This is a genomic window from Protofrankia symbiont of Coriaria ruscifolia, from assembly GCF_900634745.1.
Lineage (GTDB): Bacteria > Actinomycetota > Actinomycetes > Frankiales > Frankiaceae > Protofrankia > Protofrankia californiensis.
Map to the genome: position 1 here is coordinate 19,769 of NZ_CAAAFR010000162.1, position 13,376 is coordinate 33,144.

The 13,376-nt window shown below is 68.8% G+C and carries 10 protein-coding genes and 3 pseudogenes; 6 read left to right on the plus strand and 7 right to left on the minus strand.

What is annotated here, in order from left to right; translation table 11 throughout:
- Positions 1-72 precede the first annotated feature (72 nt).
- Both CV1CTNOD_RS17900 and CV1CTNOD_RS26895 read right to left on the minus strand, forming a co-directional pair.
- Complete coding sequence (locus CV1CTNOD_RS17900) at positions 73-735, minus strand: Uma2 family endonuclease (RefSeq protein ID WP_165485601.1); 663 nt, start codon at positions 733-735, stop codon at positions 73-75.
- A gap of 215 nt (positions 736-950) precedes the next feature.
- Positions 951-1,145, minus strand: a complete 195-nt coding sequence (locus tag CV1CTNOD_RS26895; protein ID WP_165485602.1) for a hypothetical protein — start codon at positions 1,143-1,145, stop codon at positions 951-953.
- 151 nt (positions 1,146-1,296) lie between these two features.
- Between CV1CTNOD_RS26895 and CV1CTNOD_RS17910 the strand changes: the two genes are divergently transcribed.
- Positions 1,297-1,881, plus strand: a complete 585-nt coding sequence (locus CV1CTNOD_RS17910; RefSeq protein ID WP_131787184.1) for an AAA family ATPase — start codon at positions 1,297-1,299, stop codon at positions 1,879-1,881.
- A 414-nt stretch (positions 1,882-2,295) separates the two neighbouring features.
- Here the strand turns inward: CV1CTNOD_RS17910 and CV1CTNOD_RS25825 are convergent.
- Positions 2,296-2,556, minus strand: a pseudogene (locus tag CV1CTNOD_RS25825) (DUF2277 domain-containing protein); the annotation flags it as partial.
- Between the two features lie 294 nt (positions 2,557-2,850).
- Entirely contained in the window at positions 2,851-3,903 is a 1,053-nt protein-coding gene (locus CV1CTNOD_RS17920) for a HoxN/HupN/NixA family nickel/cobalt transporter (RefSeq protein ID WP_131787206.1), read from the minus strand.
- A 390-nt stretch (positions 3,904-4,293) separates the two neighbouring features.
- Here CV1CTNOD_RS17920 and CV1CTNOD_RS17925 point away from each other — a divergent pair, with 390 nt between their 5' ends.
- The 5 genes and pseudogenes from CV1CTNOD_RS17925 (at position 4,294) to CV1CTNOD_RS17940 (ending at position 7,918) form a co-directional block, all read left to right on the plus strand.
- Positions 4,294-4,767 (plus strand): VOC family protein, encoded by a 474-nt coding sequence (locus CV1CTNOD_RS17925; RefSeq protein ID WP_131787186.1) that lies wholly within the window; start codon positions 4,294-4,296, stop codon positions 4,765-4,767.
- Between the two features lie 128 nt (positions 4,768-4,895).
- Positions 4,896-5,684, plus strand: a complete 789-nt coding sequence (locus tag CV1CTNOD_RS17930; RefSeq protein ID WP_131787207.1) for a dienelactone hydrolase family protein — start codon at positions 4,896-4,898, stop codon at positions 5,682-5,684.
- A gap of 41 nt (positions 5,685-5,725) precedes the next feature.
- A pseudogene (locus CV1CTNOD_RS26905) lies at positions 5,726-6,136 on the plus strand (GNAT family N-acetyltransferase); the annotation flags it as partial.
- A 392-nt stretch (positions 6,137-6,528) separates the two neighbouring features.
- The gene (locus tag CV1CTNOD_RS26910) at positions 6,529-7,065 is read left to right on the plus strand and encodes a hypothetical protein (protein WP_242606801.1); all 537 of its coding nucleotides are present in this window, start codon (positions 6,529-6,531) and stop codon (positions 7,063-7,065) included.
- Between the two features lie 232 nt (positions 7,066-7,297).
- Positions 7,298-7,918, plus strand: coding sequence for an ATP-binding cassette domain-containing protein (locus CV1CTNOD_RS17940; RefSeq protein ID WP_242606789.1), 621 nt, complete (start codon positions 7,298-7,300; stop codon positions 7,916-7,918).
- Positions 7,919-8,271: 353 nt separating this feature from the next.
- On the opposite strand, the pseudogene CV1CTNOD_RS17945 reads toward CV1CTNOD_RS17940, so the two are convergent.
- The 3 genes and pseudogenes from CV1CTNOD_RS17945 to CV1CTNOD_RS17955 form a co-directional block, all read right to left on the minus strand.
- Positions 8,272-10,642: pseudogene (locus CV1CTNOD_RS17945) on the minus strand (arylsulfatase).
- Between the two features lie 148 nt (positions 10,643-10,790).
- On the minus strand, positions 10,791-11,156 hold the full coding sequence (locus CV1CTNOD_RS17950; protein ID WP_131787187.1) for a 4Fe-4S dicluster domain-containing protein: 366 nt from the start codon (positions 11,154-11,156) through the stop codon (positions 10,791-10,793).
- A complete protein-coding gene (locus CV1CTNOD_RS17955; RefSeq protein ID WP_207386524.1) occupies positions 11,153-12,796 on the minus strand; it encodes an FAD-dependent oxidoreductase in 1,644 nt (547 codons plus the stop codon). The genes CV1CTNOD_RS17950 and CV1CTNOD_RS17955 overlap by 4 nt, the downstream gene beginning before the upstream one ends.
- Between the last annotated feature and the right edge of the window lie 580 nt (positions 12,797-13,376).

Here is a 13,376-nt window from a genome sequence, read left to right on the forward strand (position 1 = left end):
GATTGTCGACGATAGAAGCTGATCGCACGATTGCTCCCTGACGAGTCCAAACCCTGGCCATGGGGTCACTTCTCAGGCCAGTAGGTCGGTGGGGCGCAAGGTGACGGGGAAGGGTTCAGCGATCTCGCAGCGGTCGTCGCCGCGGACGGTGGCGGCGATCTCGTAGACGCCGTGACGGCCGAGCAGGTGGACGGTCACCGACGGGACCTCCGGGTCGACGACCCAGTAGGAACGGATACCGGCGTCCTGGTAGGCGGTGCGCTTCTTCTGCGTGTCGTACGTGCGGCCGTACCGGGACAGGACCTCGACCGCGAGGACGGGCGGGGTCGCCTCCTGGTCGGACAGGACGAGGACGTCCGGCTGGAACTTCTTGTTCACCGACACGGGCACGTCGAACGGTGCGATCAGAGTCCGTGCCGGGCCGACTTCACTCATGCGGAGGGTCATCCCGAGATTGAGCACGACCCGTTGGTGGCGGTAGCTGGGAGCAGGGCTCACGACGACGACGCCGTCGAGGAGTTCCCAGCGCCGCTGGTCGTGAGGTGCGTGCTCGAGGTCGTCGACGGTGTAACCGCCGGAGTCGAGGGCGTGCAGGAACGCCAGGCCCTCGTCGAAGTCGATCCGGCTGACCGGCAGGGGCCAGCCGGCCAGGCCGGTGATGTCCAGCGGCCGGCCCGACGGCCCGCCGGTCGGCTCGTGGGAGACCGGATCATGCCTTACCGCCACAGCTGTCATGGTGCCACTCCTCCGCGGATCCGGACGGCACGTTTGCTGTGAAGCATACGCCATGCTGTGACTTTCTTGTGACGATGCGCCAGCGATGTCCGCCCGGCGGGCCGGACCGAAGGCAGCGCAATCATGCTTCCTTCACACTCGGACTTCCTACAGAAGCCGATCCGGAGAGCGGAATCGTCCTGTTCGCTGACACTTGCGCAGGAACGGTGGAATTCTCACCCGGTGAGCGTCGAGGGGACGGCGGCCATGACGGTTGCCCGCATCGACGGGAGCACGCCCAGACATGGTCCTGCAGGATGCGGCACCGCTACTGGCGCCAGCCGCTCCAACAATGGGTCGAGGAGTTCACCGCTGCGGGCTTCGCCATCGAACACCTCGTGGAACACCGTCCCGCTCCAGGGATGGCCCACCAGCATCCCCTCGAATACGCCAAAAACTGTCCCGCAAGCCCGGATTCATCGCGTTCCGGCTCGCCAAAAACATCATGCCCGCACTCGCCCCCAACTGACCAACGAACGCCATGAACGGATACTTCGCCATGCTGAACTGCGAGAACGCGCTGTGACATCTATCCCCACGCTGGCCGTCGTGAGCGGCGGACCCGGAACCGGCAAGACGACCCTCGCCCACGAACTCGCCCACGAACTCGGGTGCCCCGCGATCATCCGCGACGAGATCAAACAGGGCATGGTCATGGCCACCCCCGGCTACCAGAGCGGCGGCGGCGACCCCCTCAACTACCCGACGCTGGACGCGTTCTTCGGCGTGCTGAAAGTGCTCCTCCAAGCCGGCGTGACGGTCGTCGCCGAGGCCGCCTTCCAGGATCGGCTGTGGCGGCCGAACCTGGAACCACTCACCGACTTCGCACAGATCCGCGTCATCCGCTGCACCACTCCCGCAGCCATCGCCCACGACCGCATCGCCCACCGCGCGCAGGACAGCGCCCACAGGACCGCGCACGCCGACCACGACCTGCTCGAAGCCATCGCCGCGGGAGAGCACTCACTCGACTCCTTCGTGCCGATCTCCCTGGACGTCCCCACGCTGACGGTGGACACCTCGAACGGCTACAGCCCGAGCCTTCGAGACACTACCTCTTTCATCCGAGCATCCGCCCAGGACGGGTCGCCCGCCAGAGCAAGGTAACGACCAGATCGGACCTTCGGTGGTCACCGGCCGCTGAAATGCTCCCGACGTGCGCTCGATCGTCTGGAACTCCATGGAGTCCAAAGAAGATCGGTACGGAAATTAGCGGTGGGATTGGATTTCTGCGAGACGTCGGTGGGGTCGATCGCTACGCGCCTCTGGACCCCGAGCGGCTCCGCGTGGCTGGCACACGGCCGACGTACTTGCCTGTGACAAAGATCGTCACTATGGAGCCCGTACCAGCGCCCATGACGATGGCGCCGTTGATCGGTGAGCCGATGTCGGCGTAGTGATGGCCGTGTGGGCGTGATGGCCGGGCAGGTTGTCCCACACCACCATGATCTTCCCGTTGAGCTGGTGGTGAGCGGCGGTCACCAGCCGGGTGAAGTCGGTGGCGACGAAGCCCTTCTGTTCGCCGCGCCGGGCGCGGCGGATCCCCGGGCGCCGCAACGGGGGAACGGTGGCCGGAGGCTGGCGGCGAGCCGGCAGCGTGCCGAGCAGCCGCTGGACCGCGGCGGTCACGTCGGTTACAGCCGCCTCGAACGCATCCCCGGCTGCCGGTGGCGGCTGGCGCAACCCGCTGACCTTCCGGATGAACTGGAGGGCGGCCGCCTCGATCTCCTCGTCGGTCGCCGGTGGCTCGAGGCCCCGAAGCTCGGTGATGTTGCGACACATATCCTCACCGTCCCTCTTCGGGCTCTTCCTCACTGCCGGGCCGCGCTACGAAAGGGATCGTAGATCCGTCTGTCCGGAAATAAACACTGTTTGATCTGGTCAATTTGCGACGCCGACGGTTTTCTTGATCGAAACAGGACGCGCGGCTACCCGGCCGGCGTCCTGAAGATCATGGACGTGCATGTGAACGCAGCCGCTGCAGCTGCGGGCCGACCGCCGGTCGGCCGCGAGCGTTCCTTCGGCCAGCCCGCGGGATCAGCCCGCGGGATCAGCCCGCGGGATCAGCCCGCGGGATCAGCCCGCGGGTTCGACCTGGCTGGCCTCGCGGATGCCGGCGGACCATTTCTCCTCGATCCGCCCGTACTTCCACACCAGCAGGGCGGCGGCCCAGGTGATGACGAACAGGCCGACGATGAGGTAGCCGACGACGTTCAGGTCCAGGTTCGAGATCCAGTCCCAGAAGCCGCCGGTGAGGTTCGCCTTCTCGGCGAGGATGCCGAGCAGCTCGATACTGCCGATGATGAACGCGACCGCCACTGACAGCCCGGTGATAGTGATGTTGTAGTAGACCTTGCGGACCGGTTTGGACAACGCCCAGCCGTAGGCGAAGTTCATGAACGAGCCGTCGATGGTGTCCAGCAGGCTCATGCCGGCGGCGAACAGCACCGGCAGCACCAGGATGGCGTACCAGGGCAGGCCCGCGCCGGCGGCGCCGGTGGCGATGAACAGCAGGGCGACCTCGGTGGCGGTGTCGAAGCCCAGCCCGAACAGCACGCCGAGCGGGTACATCTGCCATGGCCGTGTGATCGCCCTGCTGAAGCGGCCGAGGAACCGGTTCATCAGCCCCCGGGAGTTCAACTGCTCCTCCAGCCCGGCCTCGTCGTAGGTGCCGCGACGCATGTCCCGGAACACCTTCACGATGCCGATCAGGATGATCAGATTAATCACGGCGATGGCGTAGAGGAAGCCGCCGGAGACGGTGGTGCCGATCCAGCCGGTCACGTCGTGCAGGGTGGAGCCGTCGTCGGCAACCTGCCCGGCCAGCGAGCGCACACCGACGCTGAACAGGAACGCCAGTGCGAACACGATCGTGGAGTGGCCGAGGGAGAAGAAGAAGCCGACCGACAGCGGCCGCTGACCGTCGGTCATCAGCTTGCGGGTGGTGTTGTCGATCGCGGCGATGTGGTCGGCGTCGAACGCATGGCGCAGGCCGAGGGTGTAGGCGGTCAGGCCCAGGCCGACACCGAACACCTGACTGTCGGCGCCGAAACGGTAGTGGTGCGGGGCAATGATCGCGACCAGGGTGAACCAACCGATCACATGGAGCCCGACGATCACTGCGGCCATGCCGGCGACCGTCGCCCACTCCCCCGGCCCGAGCGCCCGGCGGACCCGCTCGTACAGCCCCGTACCGGGCCTGGTGGCGGCGTCGACGGCCACAGCGTCCCCTTTCGATCATTATGTTCCACTTGCGGTCGCAACCCGCCGGCGTCCCCATCCGGCCGGGCTGGTCGGCTGGGACTGGTCGGCCGATGTTCGACGATAAGCGGTACACATACGCTTCTGCAAGAACTTTGCAGTAGCTTGCTTTTCGCAGATTCATGCGCTGCGCACCGCGGACGGTGCACGCCGCCCCGACTTGCGGCGTGCCTGCGATACGCGGCCTGCACATGGCTGACGGCTGGGAGATGGTTGACGGCTGACCAGCAAGATGGCAGGAGAGACAAGGAGCGGACGATGCCCAAGACCACGCCGTGCCTGTGGTTCGACACGCAAGCGGAAGAGGCCGCCCAGTTCTACGCTTCGATCTTCCCCAGTTCCACGATCGTGGACGTCACCCACTACGGCCCGGGCGGACCGCGCCCGGAGGGCATGGTCATGACCGTCACCTTCGTGCTGGACGGGCAGGAGTACGTCGCCCTGAACGGCGGGCCCGAGTTCACCTTCTCCGAGGCGATCTCGTTCCAGGTCAGCTGCACTTCCCAGGCCGAGGTCGACGAGTACTGGAGCAGACTGACCGACGGCGGGGAGGAAGGACCCTGCGGCTGGCTCAAGGACCGGTACGGGCTGTCGTGGCAGATCGTCCCGACCGCATTGCGCGAACTGCTCACCGATCCCGACCCCGGGCGGTCCCAGCGCGCCATGCGGGCGATGCTGCAGATGAAGAAGATCGATGTTACGGAGCTGCGGCGAGCCGCCGACCAGGCATAGCTCCCCCGGGAAAGACCCCCGGAGAAAAGAAAGATCATTCCAGGCGGACGCCGCACCGAACGAGGACGCCATACCGAACAAGATCGCGACCGGACAAGATGGCAGCGCTGCCTGCCTGTCCGACGGTGATGGCATGCCTGTGCGCTGTGCGCGTCGAGCCGGTGGAATCGATCCTGCGGAGGAGCGCCGTGACCATTGTCGACCTGGGCCCGGTTCCGGACGGCTCGACGACGCTGTCGGGGTACCTGGCCCGTCCGGACGGGCCAGGCCCCTGGCCGGGGGTGGTGGCGATCCACGAGGTGTGGGGCCTGGACGACGTGATCCGCCGGCACGCCGACCGGCTGGCACGGGCAGGTTATCTGACCCTGGCACCGGACCTGTTCAGCGACGGCGGCCCGCGCCGGTGCATCGTCAGCACCTTTCGCGCGCTGCGCCGCGGGCAGGGACGCCCCCTGCACGACATCGAGGCCGCGCGGACATACCTGGCCCGGCACCCGGACTGCACCGGCAAGGTAGGTGTGATCGGCTTCTGCATGGGCGGCGGATTCGCGCTGCTCGTCGCCAACCGTGGATTCGACGTCGCCGCCGACAACTACGGCCCGCTGCCCAGGGACCTGCCCGCGGCCGTCACCGACGCCTGCCCGATCGTCGCGAGCTACGGCGGCCGGGGGCCGGAACGGACGTCGGCGCGGACCGTACCGAAGCTGGTCGCCGCGCTGGAGGAAGCGGGCGTCCCGCACGACGTCAGGCGCTACCCCGAGGCGGGGCACTCGTTCCTCAACGACACGGCCGCCGGCCCGAAGCTGCTCCAGCCGCTGCTGAAGGTCACGCGGACGGGCCCGGAACCCGCCTCCGCCGCCGACGCCTGGACCCGTATCGAGACCTTCTTCGGCACGTACCTGCGTGACGCGCGGTAGACCGTGTACGCCACACTGAGCTGACAACGCGTATCCGACCAATGACAACACACATCCCGCCGTCAGGGCACATCCCACCGTCAGGGCACATCCCACCGTCAGGCGACCAGCAGACCCCTCAGCAGCCGGGGGATCCCGGGCTTCCCGGACCTCAGCCGGGCAGGACACCCGATCAGGACGTGCAGCCCGTCGTCGACGTCCCAGTTGAACCCGGCCTGCGCTACACGGAAACGATCGAGTCGGGGGCGGACGGCCATCCGGTGCGCTACTGCCAGCTCGTGGGCGACGAGGACACACCCGTCGGCGAGCTCGAGGTGCATTCCTTCCGCTGGCGGTTCGGCGCCGTCTCCGTGGCCGCCGAGGGTATCGGCGGTGTGGAGATCCAGCCGCGTTTCCGCCGCCGGGGAAACATGGGGAAACTTCTCCGCCGGGCGCTGGACGGAATGTCGCGCAGAGTGGATGTCGCGACCGTCTCCGACGGCATTCAGGGCGTGTACGAGAAATTCGGTTTCGTCACGTCCGTCGCCGAAGGTCACCTTCTGGTGCGGCTTCGCGACATCGAGCGTGCGGCCACCGCCGTGCCGTCGGCGGGTGAAATCACCCGGCCCGGCTCGACCGACGACCTGCCGGCGATAGCGAGTCTGTACAACGCGACGCACGCCCGCCGGCCGTGGACCCACGAGCGTCCCGCGGGCTGGAACCGCCTGGTGCGCCGGACAACATGGCGGCCGGGGTCGGAGGTCCTTGTCGTGGAGTCCGATGGATCCGATGGAAAGGTCACGGGATACGCGATTGTGGCGGCCGGTCTTTCGGTGACAGCCGCTTCTCGCTTATCGTCGAGGAGATGGCGGCCGACAGCGTGGGTGCCGCCCGGCGTCTGCTCTCCGACATCGCCAGGTCCGCCTGGCAGATGCGTATCGGTGAGTTCACGGTGCGGGAACCGCTGGACAGCCTTGTCGGGCGTCTCGCGCGTCACCTGGGCTGTACCTACGAGCAGGAGTTCCCGCCTACCGGCGGGATGATGGCCGCGATCCTGAACCGGCCCGGACTGCTGGCGAAGCTGCAGCCCGAACTTCGACGCAGGGATGGCGGTGACGCGGCCGACCACGGCGAGGGAAACGGCGGTAAGCGCGGCGTGCCGGCGGTACCGGCTGTGGCAGACCACGCCGACGCGGTGTTGGCCGAACTGTCGCGCGGCGAACTCATTTCCGACGACCGGCTCCTGATCCGCCTGCTACTCGGATACTCCTCAGCCGCCGATGCACCGATGCTCGGGACAGTGATTCCGGAGCGCTACCGGAGAATATTCTCGGAATGGTTTCCGGGCGGCGGATCCGCACGCCTACCAGTATCCTATGCGCACACGTTGGACCGGTACTGACCGCCGCAGCGGTCACATATACCACGTCCCACATCCACGTGAACAACGGGACGAGCACGCCGGCGCCGCGCTGTTCCCTGACGACGCGCGTTGCCGGACCCGATAGGCCGTGGAGAGAGGCTGAAGGAGTGACGACCACCCCTGCCCTGCCCTGCGCTGTATAGGGCTGACCAAGCGCTTCGGTGCGCTCACCGCGCTCGACAACCTCGACCTGGAGGTCGCCGCCGGCTCCGTGTACGGCTACCTGGGTCCCAACGGCGCGGGCAAGAGCACCACCATCCGGATGCTGCTCGGGTTGTCCAGGCCCACCGCGGGACACGTGGAGTTGCTCGGTGGCAGCCCCACCGACCCGCTGGTCCAGGCGGAATTCCTGACCATGGTCACCGAGGTGGAGGCGGCGGGCTCGACCGTGTTCCTGTCCTCACACATCCTGTCCGAGGTACAGCACGTCGCCAGCCGGGTGGCCGTGCTCCGCCGCTGCAGGCTGGTCGCGCAGGACACGGTCGACAACCTGCGGCACGACGCCCGCCAGCATTTCGAGGCGTACTTCGACGGCCCCGTGCCGCTCGCCGACCTCAAGGCACTCCCCGGCGTCGCCGACCTGCACGTCAACGACGGCCACGCCCGGTGGACGGCCGTCGGCCCGCTGCAACCGGTGCTGGCCGTGCTGGCGGCCCACCCCGTCCGTACCCTCGTCGGCCCCCGAGGCCGACCCCGAGGCCGACCCCGAGGCCGACCTCGAGGACGCGTTCTTCGCCATCTACCGCCGCGACGTCTCCCACGAGGGAAATCGGTCATGACCGGATCCGTCCGCACACTCCCCTCCCGCGTCCGTCACGTGGCCCCGTCATGACCGAGGCCACCTTCGCGCTGCGGCGGCAGCAACGCGCCGTGCTGTCCTGGGTGGCGACCGTCGCCTTCTACACCGCGCTGCTGATGTCGGTATGGCCGGCAATGCACCGCTCCGGATCCATCCAGGCCTACGTCGACTCGCTGCCCAAGGGTTTGATCAGGGCATTCGGCATCACCGATCTGACTACGGCGGCCGGCTACCTGGGCGGCGAGCTGTTCAGCTTCATCCTGCCGCTGCTGCTGACAGCCGCCGCGGTCACCACCACGGTCACGCTCACCGCGGCCTACGAGGAGGCCGGCTACTTCGAGACCGGGCCCCGAGGCGCTCTGCCCGTGAGACGATCAGGGCCGGGGTTACTCGAAGGCGGCGGCGGCTTCGCGCAACGTGCGGACCAGCGTTTCGGGGTCGTCCGGGGCGGGCGGTCCCGGAATGTAGGTCACGGATCGCAGGCGGCCGGTGTAGCGGAAGCTGCGGTGGCGTTCGTGGATGGGCCAGGAGACCGGGGACTTGCGGTCCACGCCGACGCTGATTCCCTGCAGGGGAGCCATGCCGATCAGCTGGTGCACGTCGGCCAGCCGGCCGGTTTCGGTGCCGTCGACGAGGATCCGCCAGTCCCAGCGCAGACCCGGGATGGCCTGCGCGCGGACGCGGACGGTGTGCCGCCCGGCGGGCAGCGGCCCGGCGTCGGCCTCGTACAGCACGCCGTACTCGTTGTATGCGAAGCGCAGCCGCCCATCCTCCACATACACGCTGTAACCGCCGCCCTGGTCGCCGTGCGACACGAGCACTCCTTCGTCGCCGGCGGCGTGCTCGTCCAGTTCGATGGCGATGTCGAAGGAGCGGAAGGTGATGAGCTTGGCGGAGCGGTAGCGCTCCAGCTCGGGCGTGCCGGCCAGCAGGGTCACCGGCCGCCGCAGCCGTTCCTCCGCGGGATTGCGGATGACCAGCGCGCCGCTACCGTCGACGAGCGGGAAGACGCCGTTGCGCCACGCCGCGTTCTCCCATGCCGCGGCCAGCTCCTTGACCACGTCGGGGTGGGCGGCGGACAGGTCGACGATCTCCGTCGGGTCTCGCGTCACGTCGTAGAGCGCCCATTCGCCGTCGTCGTAGGGGGCACCGGGCCGGTGTAGCGTGACCAGCTTCCAACCGTCCCGGTAGTAGCTGCGGTTGCCGATCATCTCGCAGTACTGCTCGTAGTGGGTGCTGGGTTCGTCCGGGTCCGCGAGGACGGCGGCGAAGCTGAATCCGTCGAGCTCCTGGACCGGCTGCCCGCGGCGCTGTTCCGGCCGCGCCACCCCGGCCAGGTCGAGCAGCGTCGGGGTGATGTCGGTGACGTACTGGTACTGCGTGCGGATGCCGGTGTCCCCGGCGGGTGTGCGCAGGCCGGCCGGCCAGGACAGGACGAGCGGCACCCGCACCCCCCCCGGCGTAGGTCTGGCCCTTGTACAGCCGGAACGGCGTGTTGGAGGCCATCCCCCAGCCACGCGGGTAGTGCACCAGACTGCGCGGGCCGCCGATCAGTTCGGGGTCGCGTTCGACGTCGGGGTCCCAGTCGGCGGGCAGTTCCGGATGTTGGACGAAGCGCTTGAAGTAGCTGCGGGTGCCCTCCGCGCCGCCTTCGCCCGTGCCTCCGTTGTCGGAGGTGAAGACGACGATCGTGTTGTCCAGGTCACCGAGCGCGGCGAGGGTGTCCAGCAGCCGCCCGAGGTTCTGGTCGATGTTGTCGACCATGGCGGCGTAGACCTCCATGTACCGCGCGTACAGCCGCTGCTGCTCCGGGGAGAGCTCCGCCCAGGCGCCCACCTCGTGTCCGGCCTCGAAGTTGCGCCGCGGCAGCCGGGTGTCGGCGGAGAAGAGGCCGGCCGCGAGCTGCCGGCCGAAGCGGGTCTCCCGCAGCGCGTCCCAGCCGCCGTCATAGCGGCCCCGGTAGCGCAGGACGTCCTCGGGCTTGGCCTGCAACGGACCGTGTACGGCGTTGTGCGCGACGTAGAGGAAGAACGGCTTGTCGGCGTCGTGCGCCCGCAGCGACGTCACCATCGAGATCGCCTGGTCGGTGATGTCGTCGGTGTAGTAGTAGCCGTCGGGCAGGTCGTCGATGTCCAGCGGGCTGTTGTCCCGTACCAGCTGATGCGGGTGGAACAGGCTGGTGAGCCCTTCCAGGACGCCGTAGTACTGGTCGAAGCCCTTCTGCAGCGGCCAGTTGCGCCGGTCGTCGGCCGCGTTGGACGCCGAGTCGCGCGCCAGGTGCCACTTGCCGACCGCATAGGTGGCGTATCCGGTGTCGTGCAGCAGTTCGGCCAGGGTGGGGATGTCTTCGGCGATCTCCATCCCGTAGCCGGGAAATCCGGGGTCGGCGTTCGCCACCATGGCGTAGCCGACGCGGTGCGGGTTGAGCCCGGTCAGCAGAGCTGCTCGGGCCGGTGAACACAGCGGCATGGTGTGGTAGTTGGTCAGCCGCAGGCCCTGCTCGGCGAGCCGGTCCAGGGCCGGCGTGGCGATCTCGGCGCCGAACGGGCCGATGTCGCTGTAACCCATGTCGTCGACCAGCACCACGATGATGTTGGGTGCGCGGCCCTCCGGGCGGACGCGGGACGGCCACGCCGGTTCCGACTCGCCGAAGGTGCGCCCGATCCGACCGCCGAAGCCCGCGTACGGGTCGCGCCGCGTACCGGTGGGAGCGGGATGCGGGGCGGGCCGGAGCCCGGGCTCGCGGGACGTCGACATGTGGCTGTTTCCTGCCTCGTCGCTGGTCGGATCGTGGGTCATCTTCGGTCTTCGGCCGTCGGTCATCTACTGTCGACTATCCGCTTTCGGTAATCGTCTTTTTGCTTTTGGTAGCCACCAGTGTCCGTTGTCGGAGTCCCCACCTGTCTCACCGGCCGGGTGCCTCCGGTGCCGCGCTGAAGCGTGCGGTGAAGACGTGGTTGCGATCCATCAGGCTGCCAGGTCGGCGGCCGTGGCCCCAGCCGAGCCAGCGCCGGTACTCCCCGAACCGGTTGTGGGCTTCGAGGAACGCCTCGTCCCGCAGCGACGACCCGGCCGGCGCCGGACCCACCAGCGGCGCCACGAACAGCGCGTCGGCGGGGCAGTGGGCCTCGCACATGAAGCAGGTCTGGCATTCGGGCTGCCGGGCTATCACCGGATGGCCGCCGTCGACCGCGTCGAAGACGTTGGTGGGACACACCTCGACGCAGATGTTGCAGTCTATGCACCGGCTGCCGCTGACCACCTCGATCACGGGACCGGCACCTCCTCGGCGCGACGAAGGCCAGGAATGGTGATGGTCTCGGCGGTCGTCCACACCTGGTCGAGACCACCGACACGGATCCGGTGGGCCAGGGCCGGGTCGGCCTCCGGCCGGTCCTGGCGGACCTGCAGCCCGCGGCTCTCCGGCCGCGACAGCGCGCTGCGATACATCCACCGCGCGTGCGCGAGCATCGCCGCGGCCTCCCGGATGGGGGTGACGGTGTGGCCGTCGCCGCTTGGCGCGAGCCCGTCGACGACGGCCAACCACAGCGAATCGAGGACGGCCAGTGACTCACGCAGGTCCGTCCCGGTCCTGAACCTGTTGTGCCGCAGCGGCAGCACCCGATCCTGGACGGTGGCCACCACCTCCTCGTACCGCAGGTCGCCACGGCCTTCCCGGGCACGCAGCCCCGCGCCCCCGGCGGGTGTGAGGGGCGCTGACGGCCAGCCGACCGGGCGCCCGGCGGCGAACCCGGCTGCCGCCGCACCGGCCCAGCTACCGGAGGAGATCGCCCAGGAGCCGTTGTGGCTGCCACCTCCACTGATCGCGCCGGTGACGAGCTCACGGGACGCGGCGTCACCGGCCACGAACAGTCCGGGGACGGTGGTCGCGCATCCGTCGTCGACCAGGCGTAGCCCGCCCGTCCCGCGGACGGTGCCCTCCATGACGAAACGGATCGGGAAACGCTGGGTGAACGGGTCGATGCCCAGCTTGTCGAACGGCAGGAAGAAGTTCGGCTGCGACCACCGCATCGCCTCCTGAAGGTGCGGCTCGGCCCGCTCGAGCCGGGCGTACACCTGCGTGTGCAGCGCCGCCCGCTGCACGTCGAGGAGACCGCCGGGGAACGCGGCAGTGGCCAGTTCGGTGCCGTCGGCGTCGGTGAACACGGCGAACTGGTACATCAGGCCCTTGGTCTGCGCGCCGAAGGCGGGCGCGATGCCGTACTGGCAGGAGAACTCCATCCCGGAGAGTTCGGCGCCGAGCTCCGCGGCCATCAGCGCGCCGTCACCGGTGTCCACGTTGAGCCCCAGTGCGCCGGAACGGAACGCGCAGCCTCCGGTCGCCAGAACCACGGCACCGGCACGCACCTGCCAGCGTTCGCCGGCCTGCTGGCGCCGGACGCCGGCGGCGCCGGTGACGACACCGTCGGGGTCGGCCAGGAGCTCGAGGGCCGGCGACTGGTCGAGGATGACGACACCGGCGCGCCGGACCTGGCGGCGCATCAACCGCATGTACTCCGGGCCCTGCAGGCTGCCGCGCTGCCGGGTGCCGTCGTCGGCCACCGGGAACGGGTAGCCCCACCCGGCCAGCTGCTCGACCGCCTCCCACGTCCGGTCGAGGACGCGTGCCATCCACTGCCGGTCGGTGAGGTGGCCGCCGGCGATCTCGCGGGCGGCCATGGCCTCCGTCCGGGAGCGCCCGCCCGGTGGCAGGTACCACAGGTTGTTACCGGCCGCTGCCGTCGAGCCGCTGGTGCCGCAGTAGCCCTTGTCCGCGAGCGTCACCCGCCGGCCGCGGCCCGCTGCCGCCAGCGCCGCCCAAGTCCCGGCTGGGCCTCCCCCGAGCACGAGGACGTCGGTCTCGGCGGGGACGGCGACCAGCCGCGGACGGCGTCTCGACACGACGCTCACCGCAGGACGCCGACCCGGCCGGCGCGCGTCAGGAACGCGTCGCGGTGTCGGTGTGGCTGGTGGGGCTGGTCGCTCATCGGATCCCTATTCTTGGCGGCATTCTCGGCGGCCGGCCGGAGCACGGTCAGGACAGGCGGACACAGATGTGCGCCCGGCCGCGGACGTGGGTGACGGCAGTAATCTTCGACAATCCTCGATATCTCGGCCGGGCCGGAAACAAGCACGAAAACCAGCGGAGGAACAGATGGTGCTGCCAGGTCGCCGAGGGCGCGGCAGGGTCACTGTGAAAAGCCCCGTCATTTCATCGACCACCCACAGGTAGATACCACTGCGGATACCACCACGGTACGAACAATGGATCGCCGCTGCTACCGTCGGTGGCAGGAACGACCATCTGCCGGATAACTACGGACGTGCTCACGACCGGTGCTACGAAAATGTCAGGACGGGTCAGCCCCGACACAGGTCGCTGGCAACACGGACATAGTCCACCGCCCGCCGGACCGACAGCCTTCTCCCCGACACGTTGGCGACTATGTCGGTGGGAATGGCCAGTTGTCAACCCGCTGGGAGGGCCTCC